This window comes from Trichococcus alkaliphilus (assembly GCF_003008695.1).
GTDB classification, from domain to species: domain Bacteria; phylum Bacillota; class Bacilli; order Lactobacillales; family Aerococcaceae; genus Trichococcus; species Trichococcus alkaliphilus.
Genome location: NZ_PXZT01000002.1, coordinates 303,403 through 329,578 on the forward strand (window position 1 = coordinate 303,403; position 26,176 = coordinate 329,578).

Below are 26,176 nucleotides of genomic sequence, written 5' to 3' on the forward strand. Positions count from 1 at the left end.
CTCTCAAGTCCATTCGGCATCCCCTTTGCTATCGCACTCTCACTGGCGGCGACTCTCTGGAAACAAGGTATGATGCGTACTTCTCTTGATTATCGGTTTAATTAGATGGAAATGATTTTTCTAACGATTTCTTAATGTTGGGATTATTTTAACGCATCGCTATCCTTCCGTCAACTGTTTTATTTAAAATTTTTAACAAGCTCGAATGTTTTCTGCTCCGGCGCGGTTTTGGTAGAATGGAGACACAATAACTTTGAAAGGATGTGTTCCGACTGAAACAATCCGAAAAACTTTACTCGATGGCACCTGTCATCGAGTCCCAAGCCCACGTCCTGATTCTGGGATCGATGCCCGGCGCTAAGTCGCTGGAAGCACAGCATTACTATGGGAACCCGAGGAATCATTTCTGGGAAATTATTTTCTCACTGCTCAGGGAAGAGGATCCAGTGTCCTATGAGGAACGCCTATCACTGCTGAAAAAACATCATGTCGCCCTCTGGGATGTCATCCACTCCTGTTACCGGGAAGGCAGCCTCGATTCGGCCATCAAAGAGGAATATCCGAACGATTTGAACAGTCTTCTGCGCGAACATCCCCAGATCAAGGCCATCGCCTTCAACGGCGGGAAAGCTTACCGCAGCTACAAAAAGCACTTCGGTCTGGACGAGCAATCAGGATTGGTTTACCTCCCGCTCCCTTCGACCAGCCCGATGCGCGGCAAACATGTCAAAACGCTGCCCGAAAAACTGGAAGCTTGGTCGGTGTTGAAGGACTATCTTTGATCAAAGTAAAAAGCCTCCCTAGCAGAAATTGGTTTCTGCCGGGGAGGCTTTCGCATGTTTTAGATTTGTTCGAAAGCTTGATCCAAGTCGGCGATGATGTCATCGGCATTTTCGATCCCGATGGAAAGACGGATCATGTCCCCGGAAACGCCTGCAGCAATGAGGTCTTCGTCGCTCAGTTGCGCGTGGGTCGTGCTGGCTGGATGGATGACCAAGGATTTTGCATCAGCAACGTTCGCAAGCAGCGAGAACAACTCCAACTTATCGATCCACTCGATGCCGGCTTGCTTGCCGCCCTGGATGCCGAAAGTGAAGATCGATCCGGTGCCTTTAGGGAAGTATTTGTCGGCAAGCGTCTTGTATTTGCTTTCCGGCAGTTCCGGATAATTCACCCAAGACACTTTCGGGTGATTCGCCAGATAAGCGACAACCTTGCGGGTGTTTTCCACATGGCGTTCAACGCGCAATGACAACGTTTCGATCCCTTGCAGCAACAGGAAGGAATCTATCGGCCCGATGCAGGCTCCCGTGTCGCGCAGCAACTGCACGCGGATTTTGGTCGTGAAAGCTCCCGGTCCCAGATCGGTATAGACCAACCCGTTGTAATGCGCATCCGGCGTCGTGAAGCCAGGGTATCTTCCGCTGGCGGCGAAATCGAATTTACCTGATTCGACGATGACCCCGCCCATAGTTGTGCCATGCCCGCCCAGGAATTTCGTAGCTGAGTGAACCACAACATCGGCGCCGAATTCGAACGGACGGATCAGGTAAGGCGTGCCGAATGTGTTGTCCACGATCAAAATGATGCCGTGGTTATGCGCGATTTCAGCGACTTTTTCGATATCGATCAGGTTGGTGCTCGGGTTTCCGATTGATTCGATGAAGATGGCTTTCGTCTTTTCCGTGATGGCAGCTTCGAAGTTAGCCGTATCTTCAGGATCAATGAAAGTTGTTTTGATGCCCAAATTAGGCAAGGTTGCGCTGAAAAGATTATAGGTTCCGCCATAAAGTGTGCTAGCAGCGACGATTTCATCGCCCGCATTCGCCACATTCAGGATGGCGTACGTGATTGCAGCTGAACCTGAAGCGACTGTAACTGCGGATGTGCCTCCTTCAAGTGCTGCAACCCGCGCATCCACGACTGCGGTTGTAGGGTTAGTCAAACGGGTGTAGACATTCCCGGCATCCGTCAAAGCGAAGCGGCCGGCAGCCTGTTCCGCGCTGTCGAACACGAAAGCGGTAGTCTGATAGATCGGTACCGCACGGGCTCCGGTAACGGGGTCCGGCACTTGGCCTGCATGTACTTGCAACGTTTCAAAACTGTAATTTTTCTCTGTCATTTGTCATCTTTCCCTTCTAATTTTCGATATATTCTTGCATAGCAGTTGCTCTTCTGGGTCATTTCCGATTAGCCGAGGTTGCTTCTGTTCGTTACTCTGATATTGCAAAAAGCAAAAAAGCCCTCGTCCCTATATTCCAACTGATTGAAATACAGGGACGAAAGCTCTTCGTGTTACCACCCATGTTCGTAGGGACCTCGCGATCCATACCTTAAAAAGTACGCAAGCTCCCGCTTGTTATACTCTTGTGCTTTATCGTGCACAAACCGAAGCAACACTATCCGCATTGCTTTGCTCCGAGACCATCTTCGCTTTTTTTCATCATACCCCTTTTCACCTGCCGGGGCTCTCTGGAATGACGATTGAAAGGTACTCTTCTCTTCATCGCTCTTCTGTTAAAATTTAATTAAATATAACATCTGATTCTCACCTTGTCAAACATTTTTATCAGGATGAGCATATTCGCTTTGTTTCGCGGCAGCATGTTCTATAATTAGTACAAGAGGTGATGGAATATGAAATTGATGTTTACTGAAAATGCCATGCAAAGACTGGGAAAATTGGGGATGGCCGAGGAACTCTCTTTGTATATGAGCACCATCTACGGCTGCGGCGGACCGGACAGCAGCATGTTCACGATCCGATCGTATGATACGGAAAACCCTTACTACGACACTGTTCTGGACACCAACTTTGGCACGGTCAAAGCCACCAAGGATAGCCTGCAGCAACTGGACGAAGACAACATCATCGACTTCAACGACAGCAGCTTCTCTTTCGTCCTGAAAAGCAACCGCGGTCTGCTGAACCCGCACATGAACTACGAAAATATGAAATTGAAAGATTGAGAAAAGCGGCAATGGAATAAGTGCCTATTCTTTTTGACAAAAATTCCCGGCGAAATCATGCCTCGCCGGGAATTTTTTTGTTTTCATTCGGAAAATACTAAGATCGGCAGTCCAAACCAATTGTATGGTCAGCGCTGCTGATCTTAGTCATTCAATATAGGGATTTTCGGAGGCATTTATTCATCATCACTTGAAGCGTCTTGTTTCATTGCTGCAATTTTAATTTGAATACTTTCCATTGTTTCTTTATCCAATGGGTAGAATTTCATGAATGTTAAAGCAATGAGTGTACCGACTAATGGTAAAACTGAAATCATTACAATACCAGCCATGCGCAATTGTGGCGAAAGTGGCGTGTCAGCCGTTGGATAAGCTTGCGCAAATCCTACAGCGGCTAAGATCCAACCAATGGACATTGGCGCAAAGGATGACGCGACTGAGTCAGTCAAGGAGAACATGGTGCTCAACATTCCGGAAACATAACGTCCGGAAACACTTGTTTCGTAGTCAGAGACATCCGCTGCCATTGTCAAAGCCAAGCCTGACGGAGTGGACGCGAATCCTTTCGCACAAGCAAAAACGACTGTGAAGGCAACTGTCCATAACGATATGTTAGAGAAGCTCAAGTCACCTGGGTTCGCAAAGAAAAGCAAGCCGCCTAATAGGACCAATGAAACAACGGCACCCTGCAAGTAACGGACATAGGAGTAACGCAACCCTCTTTTTTGAGCAATAGTTGCCGCAAAGGTTGTAAACAAAAGGTTAGGCAAAATCAGAACTAACGAAATTGTTCCTGATAAACCAAAGTTACCGAAGATGATACCGAACAGGATCATCAACATAACTTGGTCGCCGAACATTTGCGCATTGAACTTCACAAAAGCTGCTGCCATAGTCAACATTTGCAGAGGTTTGTTGCCTTTGATGATTGCCCAGTAATCTTTGAACGACGTTTTGGTCGTTTTTTCGCCAATTCCGAAGAATTGTTTGTTGTCTTTCTGGGCAATACCGATAACTGCCAAAATTCCTAGGATAGCTGAGATGATCATGACTCCTGGGATAAACACTTTGAAGAATTCCGGTGTGAAACCGCCGTATTTTGGCGCTAAGAAGTTTGCGACAACAATTTGACCACCAGTAAACAGTAAAGTAGTAACCCAACCATCAACAATATTGAAGATAGGCCGTTGTTTTGGATCATTTGTCAAAGCAGCTTGACCGGCTTTTGTAACCGTCGCTTGCAAGGAATAACCGATTTTGTGCACGACTAACGCAAGCAGGAAAATCGGAATTTTCATTCCTTCACCCATTCCATGAATATTGAATAATATCAGGAATGAAATAACAGTGATAATATTGCCTAAAACCATAATGGGACGATACTTACCGAATTTAGTATCCGTTTTATCAATCAAAACTCCGATAGCCGGATCAATGACCCCATCAAAGATACGGATGTACCCCATAATTTGACTGACGAACAGCGCGGTCAACCCTACAAGACCTGTGGCATAGTAGACGACAAAACCAAAAGCGAACAAATAAATATTTGTTGATGAGTTATTCAAAGTGAATAACACGATCTGCCAAAGTTTAGCGCGATTGTATTTCGTCTCTTCTTGAAGCGTTGAAGTATTTTTTGACATAAAAATCCCCTCCATATTATGGAATTCAAAACTTTTTTCACCAAGTTTTATTATCATATTATGAAACTCGGTTACCTAAAAAATAATCGCAACAATCTGAATAAAACCGAGTTATAAGATCTAAAGAAATGATACCACCAGAAGTAACCGCTTACAACTTTTTTATTGTTAATACTTTGTGAACGCTATTTATTCTTGGAAAAGCGATCTACACCCGCGTTTGACAATGGACAGACAAAAAACTGCCCCCACATTACGGGGAGCAGTCTTTGAAACTGTTTAAATGTTTTTGTGTCTATTGTAGGCAGCCGGCACGTGCGGATAAAGCTTGTAAACCTCTTTAAGATACTCTTCTTGAATCGCCATTTCCTTCAGTAAAGTTGGAAAATCAATTGTATCCACCATCTTATTAAGCAGTACCAGTCCCTCTTCTGCCATGCGGTCTCGCGTTTCAATATCAGGTATGGCAGAGGTTGCCATATGGTCTGAATGTTCCTTGAAATAATAACCTGTTGCTCCCGATTGAAAGGCTTGGGCACTCAGATTGCCAAAAACCGATGGGGTCTGGGTAACTGGTTCTGCATAATCAGAGGTCAGCAATATATCATCCAAACGATTACGTAACTTGTAAGCCCCCAGAATCATCTTATCTAAATTTAGCATCATCTCTTTCGGGTCTGAAAAGACACCGGATTTCTGGGCTGTTATCATGCCGTCAATATAGAGAATAGCGATCCCTGTTTCATCAAAGAAATCTCGGACAACCGGGTTGATTGAGATATGGGCTGGGCCGTGCAGGCTGAGATAGATTTGTTTTTTGAAGCCTGACCGCAGTAAGGAATGTGCCAGACCCTGCAACATATCAGCGCTTTCCCTAACGGTTAATTGGATGGTTCCCTTACCTGAGGCGGTTGCCCCTGAATAAATGTAAGGCACATGCGGAAGGACAAGTGAGTTTGTTCTTTCAGCCATCAACAAGGCAATCCCTTCAGCCAATATTGTTTCGCAATCCAAGGGCAGCCCCCCGTGGAGTTCGGTTGGTCCAAAAGGCACGATGATGACATCGCTCTCCTTTAAGTAAGCCTCCACTTCATCATTGACCAAAACATTCAATAAGTGACTTCTTAATTTCATAAGTGCACCTCGCTATTATACTTCTGGTTCATCATTTTTCTTATCAAATTCCTCAAGTCTTGCCAGACGAGCTGAAGTCATCGCCTCACGTGTTTCATCAGTAATGTTCCAAATGAATTTGAATGAAACCCATGATAATAAAGCACAAACGGCTGGACCAACAAGGTTCATCAGAACTAATCCTTCAACAGCTTGAGCTGATTGCGCTTGACCAGCTTGAGCGGCCTGTTGGCTGTAACCAATCCAACCAATCATCAAGACAACAAGGGATTGCGCCAACATTTGGCCAAGACGTCTTGTCAGCGAGAAGTTACCGTAGATGGAACCTTCGGAACGTTTGCCAGTGATGTATTCGTTGTAGTCAATGGATTCTGAAACAAGACCCCATTGAAGTTGAACGGACATCAGCATGAAAGCAATACCGACGCTGGCAGAAACCATGTAGAAGAAAGGTGGTAAGTCACCCACTAATTTCCAGACGTACAAGCCAATAAAGATAGCGGCACTCAATAGTAAATAAGTACGGATTACTTTAACTGTAGATCCAATGAATTTTACCAGGTATGGAGCGATAAGTAACAGCACTACTGGTAACCCTTGACCGATTAAAGCAGCAGTTCCCATTAAACCAATATCACCAAATACATCGCCATAAATATAAGGAAGCGTTGTATTGAATAAGGTTGAACCGAAAACGATTACAATCGAGTGTAAACAAAGTGACAAGAACGCTTTGTTTTTAGCTAATGTAACAAAAATATCTGTGACTTTTGTCGGTTCTGTTTGTTCTTCTGCGGCAAGTTTCGCTGCAACATTCCGTTCTTCAGTTCCCCAATAGTGGAAGAAGATCAGTGCACCACCTAAGATAGCCGCGAAGATACCTGAAACCATATAACCTGTTGTGTTTTCACCTAAACGCGAAAGAATCAACGGTATAATCATTGAACTGATTAAACCACCGACTGTTGATCCCATACCACGAGCCGAAGATAAAGTAGTTCTTTCTCTATCGTTTAAGGCCATTACCCCAAGAACTGATCCCATGGCAATGTTCATCATAGTGTAACCTAATTCGTAGATAACTTTTAATAGAAAAATAGCTACTAAACGCATCATACCATCAAACATTGAAGGTACAGAGAAGAATGCAATAAGACCGATAACAATCAAAGGAATTGAGCGCAACATCCAAGGACGGAACTTATCTTTTTGGCCATGTGCCTTTGAGAAGGACTTATCCATGATAGTACCCATCATCGGGTCATTGACCATATCCCAAATATTCCAAACGAGCAAAAGTATAGATAGCGTTGCAAATGGTATGCCTAATACGTTTGTAAGATATCGGTTCATAAATGTTCCGATCAAGACCAGGGTAGCAACCCCACCGGCATCTCCGGCACCATAACCCAATTTATGCTTCAGGGTTAGACTGCTTTTCATTTCGTTTGCTGAATTTTGCTGCTTAACAACTTTTTCTTCTGCCATAAGATTTTCCTCTTTTCTCTATAATAATTGGTGAACTATTCTATATAAGTTGAATTAATATTTTTCAGATCAGCTAATTCTCCCACCAAGCATCATGGCATTAAATAAGAGAAGATGACCCCGATAGTTTATCGTCATCATCTTCTCGGGCTACATGATAGAGTTATTTTTGGTGTCTAGTTTAGGCTGACTATCCACGAAATCGCTGACATTATTATTTTTCCTATTACTCAAAAATGAAAAGTCGTAGCTTTAGTCATTCATTGCAGGGATTGTATTAGGGATTGCTTGAGGCATTTCTGCATCGCCATCACTTGGATCACCCTGTTTCATTTCTGCAATTTTAATTTGAATGCCTTCCATTGTTTCTTTATTCAATGGGTAGAATTTCATAAACGCTAGAGCAATCAGTGTACCGGCTAAAGGCAAAGCTGCAAGCAATACAATACCAGCCATACGCAATTGTGGCGAAAGTGGTGTGTCAGCCGTTGGAAATACTTTTGCAAAACCTACAGCGGCTAAGACCCAACCAATCGACATTGGCGCGAACGATGATGCGACTGAATCGGTCAATGAGAACATGGTGCTCAACATTCCGGAAACATAACGTCCCGAAACACTTGTTTCGTAGTCGGAGACATCCGCTGCCATCGTCAAGGCCAAGCCTGTTGGTGTGGATGTAAATCCTTTCGCGCAAGCAAAAATGATTACGAAGGCAACTGTCCATAAGGATGGGTTAGAGAAGCTCAAATCACCTGGGTTCGCAAAGAAAAGCAAGCCGCCTAATAGGATTAATGAAATAACGCCACCTTGCAAATAACGAACATACGAGTAACGCAAGCCTCTTTTTTGAGCAATGGTTGCTGCAAAAGTAGTGAACATAAGGTTAGGCAAAATCAGCACTAAAGAGATCGTTCCGGATAGTCCGAAGTTACCAAAGATGATACCGAACAGGATCATCAACACAATTTGGTCACCAAACATTGCTGAATTGAACTTCACAAAAGCTGCTGCCATGGTTAACATTTGCAAAGGTTTGTTGCCTTTGACAATTTCCCAGTAATCTTTAAATGATGTTTTAGTCGTTTTTTCACCAATACCAAAGTATTGTTTGTTGTCTTTTTCCGCAATACCGATAACTGCCAAAATTCCGAGGATAGCTGAGATGACCATAACGCCTGGGATAAACACTTTGAAGAATTCCGGAGTAAAACCGCCATATTTTGGCACTAAGAAGTTTGCGACAACAATTTGACCACCCGTGAACAATAAAGTCGTTACCCAACCATCAACGATATTGAAGATGGGACGTTGTTTTGGATCGCTTGTCAATGCTGCTTGACCGGCTTTTGTAACCGTCGCTTGCAAGGAATAACCGATTTTATGCACGACTAACGAAAGTAGGAAAATTGGAATTTTCATTCCACCGCCTAGGCTATGAATATTAAATAATATCAAGAATGAAATAACAGTAATAATGTTACCTAGAACCATGATGGGACGATACTTTCCGAATTTAGTGTCTGTCTTATCGATCAAAACCCCGATAGCAGGGTCAATGACCCCATCAAAGATACGGATATACCCCATAATTTGGCTTACGAATAGTGCAGCTAAACCAACAAGGCCCGTCGAATAATAGGTGACAAAACCAAAAGCAAACATGTAAATATTTGTTGATGAGTTATTCAAAGTGAATAACACGATCTGCCATAGTTTGGCGCGATTGAGTTTCGTTTCCCCTTGAACCATTGAATCATTTTTTGACATAAAAATCCCCTCCATATCATGAAATCCAGCGCTTACAATTCAATAATCTATATCACATTATGAAACTACATTGCATTTAAAAGTATTCGAAACGTGATTGGTAAAACTGAGTTGTAATAACTAAGGAAATAATACCATCGCCGGTAACCGGTTACAACTTTTTTATTGTTAATACTTTGTGAACGCTGTCATCCTTACTGAAGTAAGCGTGCTGCGATGGCATTCGTCAAAGGTTTAGATCCTTCTTGAGGATGATCTGATTACCATTTGGGAACTCTTCGATGAGGATTTTTTTATATTCAGTATTGACAAATCCGCTTTCACGACTATTCTTTGGGAAATGGGCAAAAAAAAATAAAGAAGATGATCCCGATTGCGTATCGGGATCATCTTCTTTAGGCTGCATGATGCAGTTTTATTCTCTTTATTATTCTTCGCCTTCGTCGAATTGGCTGTTGTAGAGGTCGGCGTAGAAGCCGCCTTTCGCCAGCAGTTCTTCGTGGGTTCCTTGTTCGACGATGTCCCCGTTGTTCATGCAGAGGATCAGGTCGGCATTTTTGATGGTCGACAAGCGATGCGCGATGATGAAGCTTGTTCTGCCTTGCATCAGCGTATCCATCGCTTTCTGGATCAGCACTTCCGTCCGCGTATCGACCGAGCTTGTCGCCTCATCCAGGATCATGATTTGCGGATCGGCTAGAATGGCGCGCGCGATCGTCAGCAATTGTTTCTCTCCCTGAGAAACGTTGTTGGCTTCCTCGTTCAGGACCATATCATAACCATCCGGCAACGTCCGGACAAAGTGATCTACCTGCGCAGCTTTTGCGGCAGCGATGACTTCTTCATCCGTCGCATCCAGTTTCCCGTAGCGAATGTTCTCCATGATGGTACCATTGTAAAGCCACGTATCCTGCAGCACCATCCCGAATTCCGTACGCAGATCGCTGCGCGTGAAATCGGTAAGTTTGTGGTTGTCGATGTAGATGGCTCCACCCGTCAAATCGTAGAAACGCATCAACAATTTCACCATCGTCGTTTTGCCGGCGCCGGTAGGACCAACTAACGCAACTTTTTGTCCTTCTTTTATATCCGCGGAGAAGTCCTTGATGACCAGATGATCCGGTTCATAACCGAACTTAACATGCTCGAAGCGGACATTCCCTTTGACATCAGCGGTTGCCATTTCGATTTTCGCTTCGGTCACTGTCTCTTCTTCCTCTTCCAGGAATTCAAAAATACGTTCGGAGGCAGCCACCATCCGTTGCAATTGACTCCCCACTTGAGCGACTTGCGTCAAAGGTTGGGTGAAGTTGCGCACGTACTGCAGGAAGGCTTGGATATCCCCGATTGTCATGTTCCCGGCAGCCGCCATCGCGCCACCCATGATGCAGACAACGACATAACCAAGATTTCCGATCAGGCTTAACAAGGGCATCATCAATCCGGAAAGGAATTCCGCCTTGAACCCTGCTTCGATCAATTGATCGTTCTCTTTGTCGAAAGCGGCAACGGATTTTTCTTCCCCGTTGAAGGCTTTCATGACCACATGTCCGCCGTACATCTCTTCGACATGGCCATTGACCGCACCCAAGTATTTCTGCTGGTTGGCGAAGTGCTTCTGCGACTTCGACATGATCAGCATCAGGAGCATCATGGAAACGACCAGCACAGCAAGAATGACGAGCGTCAGCGGCCAACTGATCGTCAGCATCATGATGAAGACACCCACCAAAGTCGTGATCGACGTGATGATCTGGGTAAGGCTCTGGTTCAGGCTGGTATTCAGGGTATCCACGTCATTCGTGATTCTGGAAAGCACATCCCCTTGGCTGTTCTTATGGAAATAGGCCAGCGGTAATTTGTTGATTTTTTCCATGATGTCTTTGCGCAGTTTATAAGAAACTTTTGCGGAGACACCCGACATCAGAAATCCTTGCAGATAAGAGAACGCGGCACTCAGAACGTACAAGCCCAAAAGCCCCAACAGGACTGTTCCGATGTAATCGAAATCGATTTCGCCGGCCCCGCCTGTAAATTTCAGCATGACTCCGGCTACCAATTTGTCGATGGCTAAAGCCATGATTTTTGGTCCAACAATCCCAAAAAGGGAGGAAGCGATCGCCAATATGAAGACGGCTGCCATCAGCCATTTGAAGGGCGACAGATAAGCGGCCAATTTTTTGAATCCGCCTTTGAAGTCCTTCGCTTTCACGACCGGCGCGCTCATTCCTGCCATCGGACCGTGGCCTCCGCCAGGGCCGCCTTGCGGTCTTCTTTGTTTCATTTCGCTCATGCTAATTCCTCCTCTGAAAGCTGAGATTTAGCAATTTCTTGATAAGTCTCACAGTTTTTCATCAACGCATCGTGAGTCCCTATCCCGACGATTCTGCCTTTATCAAGGACGATGATCTGTTCCGCATCCATGATGGTGCTGATCCGTTGCGCCACAATCAGAACGGTTGCGTTATCCGTGTACGCATGCAAAGCAGAACGCAATGCCGCATCCGTTTTGAAGTCCAAGGCTGAAAAGCTGTCGTCAAAAATGTAGATCGGTGCTTTTTTAACCAACGCTCGGGCAATGGCCAAGCGCTGTTTCTGACCGCCACTGACGTTACCGCCTCCCTGTGCGATGGCGGTTTCGATGCCGTCTTCCATATCCGATACGAAGTTTTTCGCTTGGGCGACTTCAATAGCTTTCATGATGTCCTCCATCGAAGCGTCGTCTTTTCCGTACAAAACGTTGGAAGCGATATCTCCGGAAAAGAGCATACCCTTTTGCGGCACGTAGCCGATGTTGCGGCGCAGATCGGCCTGCGTCATTTTCCGGATGTCGATTCCATCGATTTCGATGGCGCCGTCCGTCACATCATAAAAGCGCGGAATCAGATTGATCAACGTCGATTTACCGGAACCGGTCGAGCCGATGATCGCCGTCGTTTCGCCTGGTCGAGCGGTAAAGGAGATATCGGTCAACACATTCTCGCTCGCCTTCGGATAATGATAAGAAACATGGTTGAAGGTGATGAGGCCTTCATTCTTTAAGCTCGGTTGCGCATCGATTGGGTCTGTGATGCTCAAATCCGTATCCAATACTTCCCCGATCCGGGTTGCCGATACAGAAGCACGCGGCAGGAAGATGAACATCATTGAAATCATCAAGAATGCCATGATGATCTGCATCACATATTGGATGTAGGCCATCATATCACCGATCAGCAGGGAAGAATCAGCGACTTGCTGACTACCGAACCAGATGATCATCAGCGAAACACCGTTCATGACGAGCATCATCGCCGGCATCAACAGAGACATCAAACGCTGAACAAAGCGGTTAGTAAAGGTATAGTCTTCATTGGCGTCGTTGAAGCGGTTCTCTTCAAACGGTTCATTGCCGAAAGCACGGATGACCATCATGCCGGAAAGGTTCTCGCGGCTGACAAGGTTCAATCTGTCCGTCAAGCTTTGCAGTACTTTGAACTTCGGCATCGCGATCGACAGAATCGTCATCATGATTCCGACAAGGGCAATGACCGCTACAGCGATCGTCCATGCCAGCGAAACGCTCTTGTCGATCGCCATGATCAGACCACCAGTAGCCAAAATCGGTGCATAGCAGAGCATGCGGATACCGATCGTGATCAGTTGCTGGATCTGCTGCACGTCATTGGTCGTGCGGGTGATCAGCGATGCTGTCGAAAAATTATCGAACTCTGTGTTGGAAAAACTTTCGACTTTGGCGAAGACATCCCTTCTCATCCGGCCGGACACTTTCGCTGCAATCCGCGAAGAAAAATACGCGACCGCTACGGAAGCAACAGAGACAGCGACTGCGATGGCTAGCATCTGTGCGCCTTTCGTCATAATGTATTGGTTCTGGAGCGCATCCATATCCGCTCCCAGATCTTCATAGAAGAGTTTAGTGAACAGGATTCCGATCTGGCTGTAGAGCATCGGCTCGGCAGCATCGGCAACATCCATTGACGCTGTGAATGCTTCCTGCGGCAACTGCTGCAATTGCGGCAACAATGCGTAAAGTTGGTTCATATCGGCATCCTCGAAGCCGCTCTCGGCATCGACCGATGCGGCATTGCCTTGCTGCGCAGACATTTCCTGCATGAACGTCACGAAGCTGTAGCTTGCTTTGCTGAAGATGCTCTCCAGCGAAGACAATTGGTCCGGATCGATTTCATCCAATACGTAGAAATCCGCTTCCTGGCTTTCCGGAAATTCTGCGTTGTAGGCTTCGGCTTCCGCCGACCCGCCCTCGATCAGCTGATAGCTGTTCTGGAACGTTTCCTTGTCCTCTTCAGCCATGAACAGCGTCATGAGCGCAAAGCCTTCAGACGGCAGCGCTTCAGGTGCTTCCTGTTCGACGCCGCCATTCTGGATGCCGGTGTTGACGATGTCACTCATCAGATTTGGCAGGCTCAATTCCCCGATGGCCTGACCGAACAAAATCAGCAGGCTGATCAGGATCGTACCGGCAAAAGGTTTTAAGTATTTCATTATCACTTTCATATGCTTTACCTTTTCTTTCCTGATTTATTTGTTTTCTTTTTTATGCAGAAGCCCGTGTCCGTGTTGGTGGCCGCAGCCGCCTTCCAGGTTGTGCAGCATCCTTTTGAAGCACCCTTCTAATACGTCCAATTCTTCATCGGTGAAGCCTTCGAAAACTTTTTTGTTGGCTTCATACAAAGCCCGCTTCATCTCTTCCGAAGCGGCAATGCTTTTTTCGGTCAGATGGATGCTCTTGGAACGGGCATCCTTCGAACTGACCGTGCGTGTGACGAATCCCTTCGCTTCCAGCCGTTTGATGATTCCGGTCACGGTCGGATTAGAAAGGTTGAACGTCTCTTCGATGTCTTTTTGGATCACTTCCTCATCGCCACGGCCCTTCAGATAGAAAAGGATGTGGATCTGGGACGTGGTCAGGTCGATTTTACCCACCAGTCGGTTCATCTGTTCCTTAAATTGGTTATGGAGCATCGGGATATAGACTCCCATCATCTCGCGTGATATCAAAATGTTTCCTCCTTTCCGAACAGTTATACATAGCACGCTATCTATTATCTCATTATCCATCCATATGTCAATGGATTCGACACAATACGAGCCATTTTCAGGAAAATTTAATATAATGATTGTAGTATTAAATGAACCGGAAAGAAGGATCAGTATGGAAGAGATAATTTCTGTCAGGAATCGGCTGATTGCCCTTTGCCAAGAGCATGCGCACGTCATCGAAGACTATCCTTTCGGCGACTCCGAATGGACCGTCATGCGCCACGAGGGCAACCGGAAAACCTTCGCCTACATCTATGAACGGAACGGTGAAACTTGGCTGAACGTGAAGAACACCCCCGAGCGGAACGACTATCTGCGCGAGACGATTTCGGAAATCATGCCAGCCTACCATATGAACAAGACCCACTGGATCACCCTGCGGCTCGTTTCTAAAGAGCTTTTCCCGATTGCTGACCGCATCATCACGGAAAGCTACCGGTTGACGCAGACAAAACCGAGGAAAAAAATAATAGCACACCAAAAAGAGGAAGAGCTTTGATTAGCTCCTCCTCTTTTTGGTTGATTTGCCTTCTTTCTAGCGGAAATACGGCTTCAGTTGTTCCAATTCCGCTTCGTTGAGCGGCCGATAGCTCCCCAGTGGAATCGATTCATCCAATTCAATCGGTCCCATCGTCAGTCGTTTCAGATAGGTGACTTTCTTGCCGACCGAGAGAAACATCTTCTTCACTTGGTGGAATTTCCCCTCACTGATATCCAGCAGCACGCGGCTTTCGTCGTCCCCATGGCTAAGGATGGTCAAATAGGCCGGCTTGCACGTCATTCCTCCGTGGAAGACGATCCCTTGGGCGAATGCTTCCTGATCGGCGGCGGTCACGCGCTCATTCACGACGACTTCATAGCGCTTCGTCACTTTTTTGTGCGGCAGCAACAGCTGATAGCCCAACTGCCCATTGTCCGTGATCAACAGCAGCCCTTCCGTGTCCTTGTCCAGCCGTCCCACAGGATAGAGGCCCGGTCTGCGGTCGGACGGGTCGATCAGGTCGATGACGGTCGGGTTGCCTTCATCGGATACCGCCGTCACAACGCCAGCCGGTTTGTGCAGCATATAGTAGACATTGGTGTGTTGCGTCAGCGTTTCCCCCGAGACGATGACCGTCTGGAGCTGTGGATCAACATTGTGATTGTCCGCCAGCACGATTTCCCCGTCGATGCTGACCTGTTTGCTTCTGATCAATTTTTTTACTTGTCCTCGCGAACCGTAGCCGCATTCGCTGAGCAGTTTGTCCAATCGCATCCATCGTCATCCTTTCCATTTTTATTGCAGTCCTTATATTCTAAGCGGAAAAGATACTTGGCGCAAGTTCTTACAGAAAGATTGGCAGAACTGGGAAAAGAGCGATGTCAACAAAGCCGGCCACTGCATCAAGAAAGAACGCCCGGAATACATATTGGGCATGGAAATGACTTACTACAAGAGTTTCCGACTTCATCCTGTCGCCAGTAGAAAAAAAGTGAACAAGCCCTACGCAAGTTATAATTCTGCGTGGGGCTTGTTTTGTTGCTTGGTATTATCTTTTTCTTCCGGCTCCATCAGGGTTTCCGCTGACGCCGCGTTCAAAAGCTACCAAATGTTTTTCGGATGCGGCCATCAGGCGTTCAAAGACGCTTCTGACATCGTCCGGCAAATCTTCTGCCTCAAGGAATTGCCCATAAACAGAGATGTTTTCGATTTCGCCGGCCACGCCTTTTTCAAAGCTTTCCGCCAAGGACGCCGGTAATTCAATACGGACTTCCGCTTCATTTTCCGGAACCTCAAATCCATAAGTTTCGAACAGCGGCAACAATAAGGAGATGTGTGTGCCTTCCGCTTTGGCGATGCTTGTGAATGGTTTGACCGTTCCGTATGCATCAATGATCGCTTCGTAGGCCGTTTCGGCCATATATTCATCCTGGATAGCGTAAACCAACATTTCTTCTATTGTATACGTTTCTCCTTCACTGACCGCTGCTGCGCCATATAACTCTTCATCTTCGGATGCCATGACGCCGGTGCCGCTGAACAATAAGACTGCCAAAGCCCCGCCTACTGCTCCGTTCATCCACTTTTTCATTTTTATCCGCTCCTTTTTTGTATGCTTCGTGATCTTCTTTTCTACAAGTTCAGTATAGGAAAGAAGTATGTCGAAAGCATGGCAAAACAGGGACGAAAAGAGAACGCTTGTGAACTACTCACGACTAAAGTCGCGAGCTTCCTACGAACGCCTTCCTTGCCTGCGGATGTCTTTGCAGACAGCGGGAATGGATATGGGTAGGCTCAAAAGGCAGTCCCTGCCTCAGTGGTTTTCTTTTACTTGGCCAAAGCCAAAAGGTTTCTGCTGGCATTGATGTCCCGGTCGTGGGTTATGCCGCAATCTGGACACGTCCATTCGCGGATGTGCAAAGCTTTATTGCCGTCGCGGTGTCCGCAAGCGGAACAGATTTGGCTGGACGGATAGAACCTGTCCGCCTTGATGAGCGTCCGGCCTTTCCATTCGGCTTTGTACGCCAACTGCCGGCTGAATTCGAACCAACTGACGTCCCCAATCGCTTTGGCAAGTTGGTGGTTCTTCATCAGATTGGAACTCCGCAACGTCTCGATCACGATGACTTGGTTTTCGTCCGTGATTTGGTTGGAGAGTTTGTGCAGGAAGTCCTTGCGTTGGTTCGCAATCTTTTCATGTTTCTTGGCCAAAACCAAGCGGGCTTTCTCCCGGTTCTTGCTGCCTTTTTGCTTACGCGACAAGGCGCGTTGGGCTTTCTTGACTTTCTTTTCGGATTTCCGCAGACACTTTGGATTCGGGTGTTTTTCGATGTTGCCCATATCATTTGTGGTGACGGCAAAATCGGAAAGGCCAAGATCGATGCCAATCTTATGTTCCGCCGGCAGCCATTCGGGTATTTCCTGTTCTATCAAAATGGAAATGAAGTAGTTGCCGGCCTTGTTCATCGAAATCGTGCAGGATTTGATCAGCCCATCAAAATCCCGGTGCTGTTTGATTTTAACGAAACCAATCTTCGGCAGTTTGATTTTTCCGTTCTCGATGCGGATGTTTCCACCTTGATTGTTGGTGGTGTAGGAGGCCTTCGATTTGTGTTTGCTTTTGAATTTCGGAAAGCCGACGGATTTGTCACGGAAGAAGTTCTGGTAGGCCTTGTTCAGATTTTGGTTGGCATTCGCCAAAGCCAGGTTATCCACCTCTTTCAGGAACGGAAATTCTTCTTTGAAGGACGTATAGGTCCTCGGCTTAAAGTTTCTCAGTAATTCCTTGTCGTTTTTGTAGGTTTCGTAAAATTCCTTTCGGTCAGCCAGCATCTGGTTGAAGAGGAACCGTGCGGAGCCAAAACAATTGGCGAAATAGATTTTCTGTTCCTGATTGGGACACAAGCGGAATTGATAAGCTTTTAGCATGATGCTCACCTCTTTGGCTTCATTATACACCAGCGAACATGCGTTCGCCAAATGAAAAGGATATAACCAGACCGTGATGCCTAACTCATGACTGAAGTCACGAGATTGCGGCAGCACTTATTTCAAAAAAATAAAAGAGAGAGTGCGCAAGTCACTCCCCTTCTTCTGAATTAGTGCTCTTGATTTCCCAATGGATGACGACCGTCAGCACAACCCGCAGGATGACGATGGCCGAGAGCACAATAAATTCATCGATCGTCTGGATAATGACCGTCTTCAATATTTCTGCGGCCAGTTTGAACTCCAGACTATACGCCAAAGCTTTGGCCAATTCAAGTTTCGGTTGGTTGTTGCTCAGATTAAGCCTGTCCAGAATGAACAGATACAACGACTTGACGCAACCATAAAGGATGATCAGGACACCGATGCCCTCGATCAGGCTCGCAAGTGTTGGGATGACTTTGGTTAAGACAGCATGCAGATCCATAATACGCCTCCTTTATGTAATTCAGATACTATAGCAAAACTATTCATTTTTTATTCCGTTTCTTTTTCCCCTTCGCTTCTTCAACCCGGAAGCGGACGATCCGGCGCACAAGCTCGTAAGGGATAGGTTTCGTCAGCGGAAATTGAATGGCGCCTTTTGAGGTCTTGTAATCCGTCAATTCTTCCTTGAAAGCCGCAACGCCACTTGGTGCGGGATAGAAACCGATATGATTTTTCTGTACAGCGAAATGCACAAGGTTCCCGTTCAGGTAGAAGGTCGGCATCTGATAACTAATTTTCTCTGTCGCATCAGGCGCCTCTTCCCTTATCAGCCGGCGAAATTCCTGCAGGATTGCCTGGATATCCTCATCATAGCGGCTGATGTATGCATCGATCGTTTCAATTTTTATAGTTGATTCTTCCATTTTAGTCCACCTCGACAGTCTGGATTTTTCGTTGTTTGCGTTCCTGTAAATAGTATATCATATGGCGATGCAAGTGCTTGCAAGCTTAGCGGATAGTAGGTATGATGATGTCAAAGAAGAAAAAAAACTGTACAAGTCCACTCCCTTATCCCACTGCCGACCGACTATGATGATGGCTAACGCAACTATTTTCAGGAAGTCTGGTTGCAGATGCACAACCCAATAAGGGAGTGAGAAAGATGCGCAAAATTCTCAAAAAGACCAAAAAATTCCTCAAAAAATTTGGACCTGGCGTCATCACCGGAGCCTCTGATGATGATCCATCCGGAATCGTCACCTACTCGCAGACCGGAGCCATGTTCGGCCTTCATCTATTGTGGCTTTCTCCGATTTCGTGCATCTTTGCGATTGCCATCCAAGAGATGTGCGGACGGATTGGATTGGTATCAGGTAAGGGGCTGACAGGGATCATGAAAGAATCCTATCCTAAGTGGGTTAGCTATCCGGCAATCTCCCTTTTGTTCATCGCCAATACGATCAACATCGGTGCCGATCTGGGCGCGATGGCCGCGGTGGCTCAGTTGGTGCTCGGTTTGCCGTTCATTTTTTGGATTCTACTCATGACGGCCCTGACATTGGTCCTGGAAATTTTTATGGACTACAAGAATTATTCGAAATTCTTGATGCTGTTGACGCTTTCCTTGTTCGCTTATTTTTTCACAGCATTCATGGTCCGCCAGGATTGGGGGACGGTCCTTCAGCATACCCTCATCCCAACCTTTTACCCTTCCCGGGAATTTACGCTCAATGTGGTGGCTTTTTTAGGGACAACGATTTCCCCTTACCTGTTTTTTTGGCAAGCGGATGAAGAAGTGGAAAAAGAGATCATCGAGCATAAAATCAAAGGGATCGGCATCGGGAAACCCCGCATCTTTGTCAAGGACATCCGGGATATGAAAATTGATACGATTGTCGGGATGTTTTTTACAACCGTCACTGCATTTATGATTGTGCTGACGACGGCCGGGACCCTTCACCTTAGCGGCATAACCACTATCAATTCCGCGGCGGAGGCCGCTCAAGCGCTTCGTCCATTAGTGGGAGACTTCGCCTATTGGTTGTTCGCTTTGGGCATCATCGGAACAGGCCTGCTTGGTGTGCCCGTTTTGGCCGGCTCATCGTCTTACGCCATTTCCGAATTTTTCGGTTGGGAGACGGGTCTGGGGAAGAAACTGAAGGAGGCGCATGGCTTCTACGGCGTCATCACCATCGCCACGCTCATCGGACTGACGATCAATTTCATCGGAATCGATCCGATTAGGGCCTTATACTATTCCGCAGCCATCAATGGCTTGATGGCCCCACCTTTGATGCTGCTGATCCTCTTCATCGGGAACAACAAAAAAGTGATGGGCAGCCATACGAATCGCCGTTTGGGAAATGTTGTCGGCGGCATTGCGACTTTGGTGATGTTCGGCATCGGCGTAGTGTTCTTGAAGGATTTCTTTAGCTTATAGCAAACCGCTTTCTCCTGAATAACGTCTAAAAAAGAATCGGGCCTCGGATAACTATTTTCCGGGGCCACTTTTTTGGGGCATACGTCAGAGCGAACAGGTTGCCATTTTTTCACCATGTTACTTATTTTAAGGATGTGATTCCATTTTCATAAAAATGTGTTATGATATGGATTGAAAATTTGAACGGTAAAGAAAGGAAAGTATAATGAACACACCTTCTATTTATGGATTGACTTTGGATCAGCTGGAAGCTTGGTTGTTGGAACAAGGCCAGAAAAAATTCCGCGCCCAACAGATCTGGGACTGGCTATATATCAAACGGGTCCTGAACTTCTCGGAAATGACGAACCTGTCAAAAGATTTGGTTGCCCTTCTCTCCGACACCTTCTTGCTGCAGCCCCTAAACCAAGTAGTCGTCCAAGAATCAGCGGACGGCACTACGAAATATCTTTTCCAGTTGGAAGATAAACTGATGATTGAAACCGTCCTGATGCGCCAAGAATACGGGCTGTCCGTCTGCGTCACGACGCAAGTCGGTTGCGATATCGGCTGCACGTTCTGCGCAAGTGGCCTGAAACGCAAACAACGCGATCTGACTGCCGGCGAAATCGTTGCACAAATCATGCAGATCCAGCACTACTTGGATCAAAAAGGCAATGGCGAACGCGTCAGCCACATCGTTGTGATGGGTATCGGTGAACCGTTCGACAACTACGACAATGTCATCGCCTTCCTGAACATCGTCAACCATGCCAAAGGTTTGGCAATCGGCGCGCGCCACATCACCGTTTCCACCAGCGGATTGGCTCCGAAGATCCGCGAATTCGCGGAAAACGGGCTGCAAGTCAACTTGGCTTTGTCCCTGCACGCGCCGAACGATGAAATCCGCAGTCGCATGATGCGCATCAACCGCAAACACCCGCTGAAGGAAGTCATGTCTGCAATCGACGAGTATCTGGAAAAGACAAACCGCCGCATCACTTTCGAATACATCATGATTTCAGGTGTGAACGACAGACCTGAGCAGGCGCACGAATTGGTTGCCTTGTTGAAGGATAAGCGTCACCTTTCCTATGTGAACCTGATTCCTTACAATCCGGTTGCTGAACATATCAAATATGAACGCAGCACCAAAAAGGATATTTTGGCATTCTATGATATCCTCAAAAAGAACAACATCAACTGCGTCATCCGCAAGGAACACGGCACCGACATCGATGCCGCCTGCGGCCAACTGCGCAGCAAACATCTGGAAAAAGCAACTAAATAATTGACCTTTCACTAAGCAACCTCTGTAAAATGAGGTTGCTTTTTTAATTATTCTTCGTCAGGAGCAGTCTCCTGCATCCAACCTTTGAATCCGCAGTGCGGGCAAGTCAACCGTTTGCCTTGCTTGCCTCCGTTCAAAGACAGCAGATCCGTCAGGAAGCTGATTTTGAATTTGCGCCGGCATTGTGGGCAGACGTACGCATTCACGCGCGAATGGTAGTAGACGATCGCGAACAGAACCGCGATTCCCGCCAAAACCATCAGCGCCGGATAGAAGCCGCCTGCTTTCTCAGCCGCGGGAAAGCCAACCACCAAGAACAGCACATACCCTACAACCGCAAGCATCGTGACGACATCCGATTTCCGGTTTTTTCCATTTTTGGCCATGACTCATTCTTCCTTTCCTGTTTGTGATTCAATCATAACACTTGTAGGTCGGGCATTGAAAGTGTGGTATATTGGAACCAACAAATTGAGTCCATTGGCAATAACATATTTGACCATTGGAGACGGAGGAATAGCATGAGCAGAGTAATCCTTACGACTGAAAGCGGCGCAGATGTTCCCGCTGATTTGGCAAAGAAACACAATATCCGGATCGTGCCGATGCACGTCATCATGGACGATGTCGATCATCTTGATGGATCTTTTCCGGTCACGGATCTGTATGATTATTACGAGCGAACCAAAAAAACGCCTTCCACGACCGCAACCAATCCGAACGAATATACCGCCCTTTTCGAAAAGATCCGCTCTGAGCAGCCCGACAGCATCATCGTGCATATCGGCTACACCTCCAAAGCCTCTTCCTCATTCCAGAGTGCCGTGTTGGCGGCGGAAGATTTCGAGAACATCCACCTCATCGACGCCCTGAACGTATCCGGCGGCTTGGCCGCGATCGTGCTTTATGCCGCTGATTTGCTTGAAAAGGAACCGGATATCGCTGTGGAAAAACTGGTTTCCGCCATCGAAGCTGTAGTGCCGCGCACGCACTTCTCGTTCATGCCATCCGGTCTCGAGTTCCTGCGGGCAGGCGGCCGCGTCTCAAACGCAGCTTATCTGGGGGCATCGCTCCTGAAAATAAAACCGACGATCGAATTGATCGACGGCAAATTGGTTTCCACAAAAAAATACCGCGGTAAGATGAGCCGCGTCGTTGTCGATTTTTTTGATGACTACCTGAAGACTTACGCCATCGACGACAATAAGCTGTACCTCATCCAATCGCTCGGCTTGGATGAAGAAATCATGACCCAAATGGAAAACTACGCGAAGGAAAAAGGCTTCCAGGACGTCACTTGGATCCAGACCGGCGGCGTCATCACTTCCCATGGCGGTCCCGGCGCTTTTGGGATTGCGGGAATCGAAAAATCAGAAAACGCCGAATAAAAAAAACTTTTGCACTACGGAATTATTCCCAGTGCAGAAGTTTTTTGTTTGTCTAACTACTTTCTTCGATATCCACCGGCAGAATGGTGAACAGGTCCGCATCCTCATCTTCGGCCAAGCGGTTGCTTTGGTGCAGCTTCGCCTTCTCAAAAATGCTCCTGGCTGTGCGGGCGTTGCCGAAATGGCTGTCGCGCGTCGTATAGGACAGCAAGAACAGGTTCTTCACTTTCTCCTGGGCTTCCTCAGTCAGCACAAAACCTTGCTGGGTGGCGGCCATGTGGAAGATTTCCGTCAGTTCTTCACTGTCGTAATCCGGGAAATCGACCGTGTAGGCGATCCGGCTGCGGATGCCGGAGTTCATGCTGAGCATCTGCTCCATCTCGCTCGGATAGCCTGCCATGATGACGACCAACTTGTCGCGGTTGTCCTCCATCTCCTTGATCAGCGTGCTGATGGCTTCATAGCCGAAGTCGTTTTCGGAGGCGGAATAAAGGGAATAGGCTTCATCGATGAACAGGACGCCGCCGTATGCTTCCTTGATTTTTTCCAACGTCTTCGGTCCGGTCTGGCCGACGTACTGTCCGACCAAATCTTCCCTAGTGACTTCGATCATGTGTCCGCGCTTCAGCACACCGATGGATTTCAGGATTTGGCTGATAAGCCGCGCGATGGTCGTCTTGCCTGTGCCGGGGTTGCCGGTGAAGACCATGTGCAAGGACAAATCGTTCATCGGATGTCCCATCTTTTCGCGGCGCTTCTCAGCGCGCACGTAATTCATGATTGAGCTGACTTGTTTTTTGACATCCTTCAAGCCGACCAGATTGCGCAGCTGCGCCATCAAGTCTTCAATATTATCCCCGAACAGTTGGTTCGGGTCGATGCCGAAATCGAGCGGCTCGAGGATGACCAGATCATCCTTCGTCACGGACTTTTCGCTCAGACGGAAAGCCCGTTCGCGCATCGCTTCTTCCATGATGTTCCTGACGGCACGGGCATTGGCGAACTGCGGGACCACTTTTTCCTGATTGATTTTGACCTTGAAGGCCTGCTCGGCTTCCTCAGTCAGCGTATAATGGTTGTCCTTGGCTTGCGCCTTGGCGATTTCCAACAGTTCTTGGTCGGAAAAATCCTCGAAATCGATCTGCATATTGATTCGGCTAGACAGGCCAGGATTCGATTTCAGCAACTGCTTCATGCCGGTGTCATAACCCGCCAGGATTACGATGAAGTCATTGCGGTGATCTTCCATCGCTTTGATCAGAGTATCGATGGCTTCCGATCCGTAATCGAGCGAATCGCTGTCCGAGGACGCCAAGGAATAGGCTTCATCGATGAACAGCACGCCGCCCATGGCCGATTCGATAACGGCCTTTGTCTTCTGGGCAGTCTGTCCGACGTAGCCGCCGACCAGATCCGAGCGATCGACTTCCACCAACTGGCCCGATTCGAGGATGCCCAAGGAATAGAAGATGTCCCCCAAAATCCTGGCGACTGTCGTTTTCCCTGTGCCCGGATTGCCGGAAAAGGCGAAATGATAGGAAGGCTGTTCATTTTTCTCAATCGACAGCATGTAGGCCCGTTTCTTGTCGTATTCGACCAGCTTCACGATCCGGTTGATGGTCTCCTTCACTTCCGTCAGACCGATCAGCTCATTCAGTTCGGCCAGAGACTCTTCCAAAGAGACTTTGACTTTCCGATTGGAATGGGCGGCATCCATATGGAAATAATCGGCATGCGGGGCCCTTCTTGCCAGCCTGCTCGACTGCATGGTCGCGATCAGCTTGCCGACTTTTTCGGTGCTGTGCGAAAGCGGCCGCGTCCGTTCCAATTCCTTGTGGATGCGGCGGCATTCATCGAAACGGCCGTGGATGTAGTAGGCATAAACGCGATCGTATTCGATGGCATCGTCATAGCCATATTTTTCGGACTCTTCGATGGAAGCCAGGATCGTATCCAGCTCCTCTTCCTGCTGCAGATAGATCTTCGACTTCAAACGCAATGCCGCGAAAGATTTCGGAGTGTGCTTGAGCACCTGATCGACGAGTTCCAGCGCCCGCGGGAGGTCGTTCTTTTCGAAGGCCATCTTCGCCAGGACAAGCGCTGCTTCCCAATTGGCGGGGTTGCGGGTAAAGGCGGCTTGCGCATAGCTCTCCGCTGCCTTGTCATCGCCGTCCTCCGCATACAGCTTCGCCAGCAACGTCAAATAGGCATCGCCGGTGCCGTTCAATTCCACCGCCCGCAGCGCGTAATACATCGCTTTTTCGAGATTGCGGTTCTTGTAGTGGCTGAGCCCCAGCAAGTAATTCACATGCGGATGATCCGGATGCGTCCGGATGGCTTCCATCAGGACCGGGACACTGCTCAAGGACATGTTTTTCCTGATGTTGTTTTCGATCCCTTTCAGCCTCTCGTCTATGTTTTCAGTTAAGTTCTCGTCTGTCATCCGAAGCTTCTTCCTTCCCGTTCGTATATTCTATTTATCTAAAATGGACCTTTTCACGATGCCCTTTATTTTAGCACAATTCCATCCCTTTTCATGCGTTTATGCTTACGTCGTTTCCGTTCTGACCAGGGAATCTGCCCAAAAAGGCTATTTTTTGAGTTTGCCTGCTGACAAGGTTATACTTTGGTTGAAAGCAAAAAGAACAGCGCGCCACCCAGACAGGAGGAGTTACACATGATTTACACAATCACATTGAATCCAACCATCGATTATATCGTCACTGTCCCCCAATTGACTTTGGGCCAATCCCATCACATGCAGGATGAACTAATTACGCCCGGCGGGAAAGGCATCATGGTTTCGCGCGTCCTGAAAGCACTCGGAATCCCCTCGATCGCGTTGGGCTTCCGCGGCGGCTTCACCGGTGACTTTGTGCGCGAATACATGGAGGAACTGAATATCCTCAACCAATTCACCGTGATCAAAGAGCGCACCCGCATCAATCTCGTCCTGAAGTCGGACCAGGATACCGAAATCAGCGACTACGGTCCCAGCGCAACCGATGAGGAAGTCGCCCGTTTCATGAAAGGTTTCGAGGACATCTCAACGCAAGACTTTGTAGTGATGTCGGGCAGCAAGCTCCCTTCCATGCCGAAGGATTTTTATGAACAGCTGATCCGCTCCCTTCATAAGGAAGGCGTGCCTTTTGCTTGCGACATCACGAAGGAAGAATTGCGGAACAGTCTGCAGTATCACCCATTGGTTGTGAAACCCAACCAGAAGGAAGTCGGCGAATTTTTCGGCCGGACTTTCGCCACGTGGCAGGAGGTTATCCCTTACGGCAAGCAACTGGTTGAGTTGGGCGCGCAGCATGCCATCGTTTCCTTGGGCGGGGATGGCGCCTTGCTCTTCACACCGCAGGAAGTCATTTATGCGCCGCCATTATCCGGTGAAGTCGCCAATCCGGTCGGAGCCGGCGATTCAATGGTGGCCGGGTTCGTCGGCACCTTCATCCGGACTGGGCACGCTTCGGAAGCTTTTCGGGTAGCAGTAGCTGCCGGAACTGCCACAGCTTTCTCCCCGGATATCGCCACCACTGAAGAAATCGAAGCGCAATTGGGCCGCGTTGTCCTGGAAAAAATCGAATAAAATACAAAGTTTAAAAG

Annotated in this window: 22 protein-coding genes and 1 other annotated feature (1 of these 23 cut by a window edge); of the genes, 7 read left to right on the top strand and 15 right to left on the bottom strand. The window is 47.6% G+C overall.

Annotation, left to right across the window (positions count from 1 at the left end; translation table 11 throughout):
• Positions 1-102 (bottom strand) — a binding site (T-box leader) (it extends 141 nt beyond the left edge of the window).
• Positions 103-299: 197 nt separating this feature from the next.
• Positions 300-782, top strand: coding sequence for a DNA-deoxyinosine glycosylase (locus tag C7R73_RS03045; RefSeq protein ID WP_106449098.1), 483 nt, complete (start codon positions 300-302; stop codon positions 780-782).
• A gap of 59 nt (positions 783-841) precedes the next feature.
• Here the strand turns inward: C7R73_RS03045 and C7R73_RS03050 are convergent, their stop codons facing one another.
• Positions 842-2,122 carry an O-acetylhomoserine aminocarboxypropyltransferase/cysteine synthase family protein gene (locus C7R73_RS03050; RefSeq protein WP_106449051.1) on the bottom strand — a complete coding sequence of 427 codons (1,281 nt, stop codon included), beginning with the start codon at positions 2,120-2,122 and terminating at the stop codon, positions 842-844.
• A gap of 515 nt (positions 2,123-2,637) precedes the next feature.
• On the opposite strand from C7R73_RS03050, the gene C7R73_RS03055 reads away from it, so the two are divergent.
• Positions 2,638-2,970, top strand: coding sequence for an iron-sulfur cluster biosynthesis family protein (locus tag C7R73_RS03055; RefSeq protein ID WP_106449052.1), 333 nt, complete (start codon positions 2,638-2,640; stop codon positions 2,968-2,970).
• Between the two features lie 176 nt (positions 2,971-3,146).
• On the opposite strand, the gene C7R73_RS03060 is transcribed toward C7R73_RS03055, so the two are convergent.
• The 7 genes from C7R73_RS03060 to C7R73_RS03095 all read right to left on the bottom strand — a co-directional run bounded on the left by C7R73_RS03060 (position 3,147) and on the right by C7R73_RS03095 (position 14,030).
• Positions 3,147-4,616 carry an MFS transporter gene (locus C7R73_RS03060; RefSeq protein WP_106449053.1) on the bottom strand — a complete coding sequence of 490 codons (1,470 nt, stop codon included), beginning with the start codon at positions 4,614-4,616 and terminating at the stop codon, positions 3,147-3,149.
• Between the two features lie 279 nt (positions 4,617-4,895).
• The gene (locus tag C7R73_RS03065) at positions 4,896-5,750 is read right to left on the bottom strand and encodes a creatininase family protein (protein WP_106449054.1); all 855 of its coding nucleotides are present in this window, start codon (positions 5,748-5,750) and stop codon (positions 4,896-4,898) included.
• A gap of 15 nt (positions 5,751-5,765) precedes the next feature.
• Complete coding sequence (locus tag C7R73_RS03070) at positions 5,766-7,238, bottom strand: MFS transporter (protein ID WP_106449055.1); 1,473 nt, start codon at positions 7,236-7,238, stop codon at positions 5,766-5,768.
• Positions 7,239-7,490: 252 nt separating this feature from the next.
• The gene (locus C7R73_RS03075) at positions 7,491-9,008 is read right to left on the bottom strand and encodes an MFS transporter (RefSeq protein WP_106449056.1); all 1,518 of its coding nucleotides are present in this window, start codon (positions 9,006-9,008) and stop codon (positions 7,491-7,493) included.
• A gap of 427 nt (positions 9,009-9,435) precedes the next feature.
• Positions 9,436-11,301: an ABC transporter ATP-binding protein gene (locus C7R73_RS03085; RefSeq protein ID WP_106449058.1), complete on the bottom strand. Its 1,866-nt coding sequence runs from the start codon at positions 11,299-11,301 to the stop codon at positions 9,436-9,438.
• The gene (locus tag C7R73_RS03090) at positions 11,298-13,526 is read right to left on the bottom strand and encodes an ABC transporter ATP-binding protein (RefSeq protein WP_106449059.1); all 2,229 of its coding nucleotides are present in this window, start codon (positions 13,524-13,526) and stop codon (positions 11,298-11,300) included. The genes C7R73_RS03085 and C7R73_RS03090 overlap by 4 nt, the downstream gene beginning before the upstream one ends.
• 24 nt (positions 13,527-13,550) lie before the next feature.
• Complete coding sequence (locus C7R73_RS03095; RefSeq protein WP_161525853.1) at positions 13,551-14,030, bottom strand: MarR family winged helix-turn-helix transcriptional regulator; 480 nt, start codon at positions 14,028-14,030, stop codon at positions 13,551-13,553.
• Positions 14,031-14,184: 154 nt separating this feature from the next.
• On the opposite strand from C7R73_RS03095, the gene C7R73_RS03100 reads away from it, so the two are divergent.
• Entirely contained in the window at positions 14,185-14,571 is a 387-nt protein-coding gene (locus C7R73_RS03100) for an MmcQ/YjbR family DNA-binding protein (RefSeq protein WP_106449099.1), read from the top strand.
• Positions 14,572-14,607: 36 nt separating this feature from the next.
• Here C7R73_RS03100 and C7R73_RS03105 read toward each other — a convergent pair whose 3' ends face one another.
• The 5 genes from C7R73_RS03105 to C7R73_RS03125 form a co-directional block, all read right to left on the bottom strand.
• On the bottom strand, positions 14,608-15,327 hold the full coding sequence (locus C7R73_RS03105) for a pseudouridine synthase (RefSeq protein WP_106449061.1): 720 nt from the start codon (positions 15,325-15,327) through the stop codon (positions 14,608-14,610).
• A 274-nt stretch (positions 15,328-15,601) separates the two neighbouring features.
• Positions 15,602-16,144, bottom strand: a complete 543-nt coding sequence (locus C7R73_RS03110; protein WP_106449062.1) for a ferritin-like domain-containing protein — start codon at positions 16,142-16,144, stop codon at positions 15,602-15,604.
• A 236-nt stretch (positions 16,145-16,380) separates the two neighbouring features.
• Complete coding sequence (gene tnpB / locus C7R73_RS03115; protein WP_106449063.1) at positions 16,381-17,481, bottom strand: IS200/IS605 family element RNA-guided endonuclease TnpB; 1,101 nt, start codon at positions 17,479-17,481, stop codon at positions 16,381-16,383.
• A 151-nt stretch (positions 17,482-17,632) separates the two neighbouring features.
• Complete coding sequence (locus C7R73_RS03120; RefSeq protein ID WP_106449064.1) at positions 17,633-17,968, bottom strand: DUF1622 domain-containing protein; 336 nt, start codon at positions 17,966-17,968, stop codon at positions 17,633-17,635.
• A gap of 43 nt (positions 17,969-18,011) precedes the next feature.
• Positions 18,012-18,392: an iron chaperone gene (locus tag C7R73_RS03125; RefSeq protein ID WP_106449065.1), complete on the bottom strand. Its 381-nt coding sequence runs from the start codon at positions 18,390-18,392 to the stop codon at positions 18,012-18,014.
• A 239-nt stretch (positions 18,393-18,631) separates the two neighbouring features.
• Between C7R73_RS03125 and C7R73_RS03130 the strand changes: the two genes are divergently transcribed.
• A complete protein-coding gene (locus tag C7R73_RS03130; protein ID WP_106449066.1) occupies positions 18,632-19,909 on the top strand; it encodes an NRAMP family divalent metal transporter in 1,278 nt (425 codons plus the stop codon).
• A gap of 205 nt (positions 19,910-20,114) precedes the next feature.
• Positions 20,115-21,179, top strand: coding sequence for a dual-specificity RNA methyltransferase RlmN (gene rlmN / locus C7R73_RS03135; protein ID WP_106449067.1), 1,065 nt, complete (start codon positions 20,115-20,117; stop codon positions 21,177-21,179).
• 47 nt (positions 21,180-21,226) lie between these two features.
• Here rlmN and C7R73_RS03140 read toward each other — a convergent pair whose 3' ends face one another.
• Positions 21,227-21,565: a hypothetical protein gene (locus C7R73_RS03140; RefSeq protein WP_106449068.1), complete on the bottom strand. Its 339-nt coding sequence runs from the start codon at positions 21,563-21,565 to the stop codon at positions 21,227-21,229.
• A 135-nt stretch (positions 21,566-21,700) separates the two neighbouring features.
• Here C7R73_RS03140 and C7R73_RS03145 point away from each other — a divergent pair, with 135 nt between their 5' ends.
• Entirely contained in the window at positions 21,701-22,567 is an 867-nt protein-coding gene (locus tag C7R73_RS03145) for a DegV family protein (RefSeq protein ID WP_106449069.1), read from the top strand.
• 52 nt (positions 22,568-22,619) lie between these two features.
• Here C7R73_RS03145 and C7R73_RS03150 read toward each other — a convergent pair whose 3' ends face one another.
• Entirely contained in the window at positions 22,620-25,010 is a 2,391-nt protein-coding gene (locus C7R73_RS03150; RefSeq protein WP_106449070.1) for an AAA family ATPase, read from the bottom strand.
• Positions 25,011-25,244: 234 nt separating this feature from the next.
• Here C7R73_RS03150 and pfkB point away from each other — a divergent pair, with 234 nt between their 5' ends.
• Entirely contained in the window at positions 25,245-26,159 is a 915-nt protein-coding gene (gene pfkB, locus C7R73_RS03155) for a 1-phosphofructokinase (RefSeq protein ID WP_106449071.1), read from the top strand.
• Positions 26,160-26,176: the final 17 nt, after the last annotated feature.

Bases quoted from the DNA above. Each gene is read 5' to 3' on its own strand.
- C7R73_RS03045 (WP_106449098.1), top strand. From the start codon at position 300: ATGGCACCTGTCATCGAGTCCCAAGCCCACGTCCTGATTCTGGGATCG.
- C7R73_RS03050 (WP_106449051.1), bottom strand. From the start codon at position 2,122: ATGACAGAGAAAAATTACAGTTTTGAAACGTTGCAAGTACATGCAGGC.
- C7R73_RS03055 (WP_106449052.1), top strand. From the start codon at position 2,638: ATGAAATTGATGTTTACTGAAAATGCCATGCAAAGACTGGGAAAATTG.
- C7R73_RS03060 (WP_106449053.1), bottom strand. From the start codon at position 4,616: ATGTCAAAAAATACTTCAACGCTTCAAGAAGAGACGAAATACAATCGC.
- C7R73_RS03065 (WP_106449054.1), bottom strand. From the start codon at position 5,750: ATGAAATTAAGAAGTCACTTATTGAATGTTTTGGTCAATGATGAAGTG.
- C7R73_RS03070 (WP_106449055.1), bottom strand. From the start codon at position 7,238: ATGGCAGAAGAAAAAGTTGTTAAGCAGCAAAATTCAGCAAACGAAATG.
- C7R73_RS03075 (WP_106449056.1), bottom strand. From the start codon at position 9,008: ATGTCAAAAAATGATTCAATGGTTCAAGGGGAAACGAAACTCAATCGC.
- C7R73_RS03085 (WP_106449058.1), bottom strand. From the start codon at position 11,301: ATGAGCGAAATGAAACAAAGAAGACCGCAAGGCGGCCCTGGCGGAGGC.
- C7R73_RS03090 (WP_106449059.1), bottom strand. From the start codon at position 13,526: ATGAAAGTGATAATGAAATACTTAAAACCTTTTGCCGGTACGATCCTG.
- C7R73_RS03100 (WP_106449099.1), top strand. From the start codon at position 14,185: ATGGAAGAGATAATTTCTGTCAGGAATCGGCTGATTGCCCTTTGCCAA.
- C7R73_RS03105 (WP_106449061.1), bottom strand. From the start codon at position 15,327: ATGCGATTGGACAAACTGCTCAGCGAATGCGGCTACGGTTCGCGAGGA.
- C7R73_RS03110 (WP_106449062.1), bottom strand. From the start codon at position 16,144: ATGAAAAAGTGGATGAACGGAGCAGTAGGCGGGGCTTTGGCAGTCTTA.
- tnpB (WP_106449063.1), bottom strand. From the start codon at position 17,481: ATGCTAAAAGCTTATCAATTCCGCTTGTGTCCCAATCAGGAACAGAAA.
- C7R73_RS03120 (WP_106449064.1), bottom strand. From the start codon at position 17,968: ATGGATCTGCATGCTGTCTTAACCAAAGTCATCCCAACACTTGCGAGC.
- C7R73_RS03125 (WP_106449065.1), bottom strand. From the start codon at position 18,392: ATGGAAGAATCAACTATAAAAATTGAAACGATCGATGCATACATCAGC.
- C7R73_RS03130 (WP_106449066.1), top strand. From the start codon at position 18,632: ATGCGCAAAATTCTCAAAAAGACCAAAAAATTCCTCAAAAAATTTGGA.
- rlmN (WP_106449067.1), top strand. From the start codon at position 20,115: ATGAACACACCTTCTATTTATGGATTGACTTTGGATCAGCTGGAAGCT.
- C7R73_RS03140 (WP_106449068.1), bottom strand. From the start codon at position 21,565: ATGGCCAAAAATGGAAAAAACCGGAAATCGGATGTCGTCACGATGCTT.
- C7R73_RS03145 (WP_106449069.1), top strand. From the start codon at position 21,701: ATGAGCAGAGTAATCCTTACGACTGAAAGCGGCGCAGATGTTCCCGCT.
- C7R73_RS03150 (WP_106449070.1), bottom strand. From the start codon at position 25,010: ATGACAGACGAGAACTTAACTGAAAACATAGACGAGAGGCTGAAAGGG.
- pfkB (WP_106449071.1), top strand. From the start codon at position 25,245: ATGATTTACACAATCACATTGAATCCAACCATCGATTATATCGTCACT.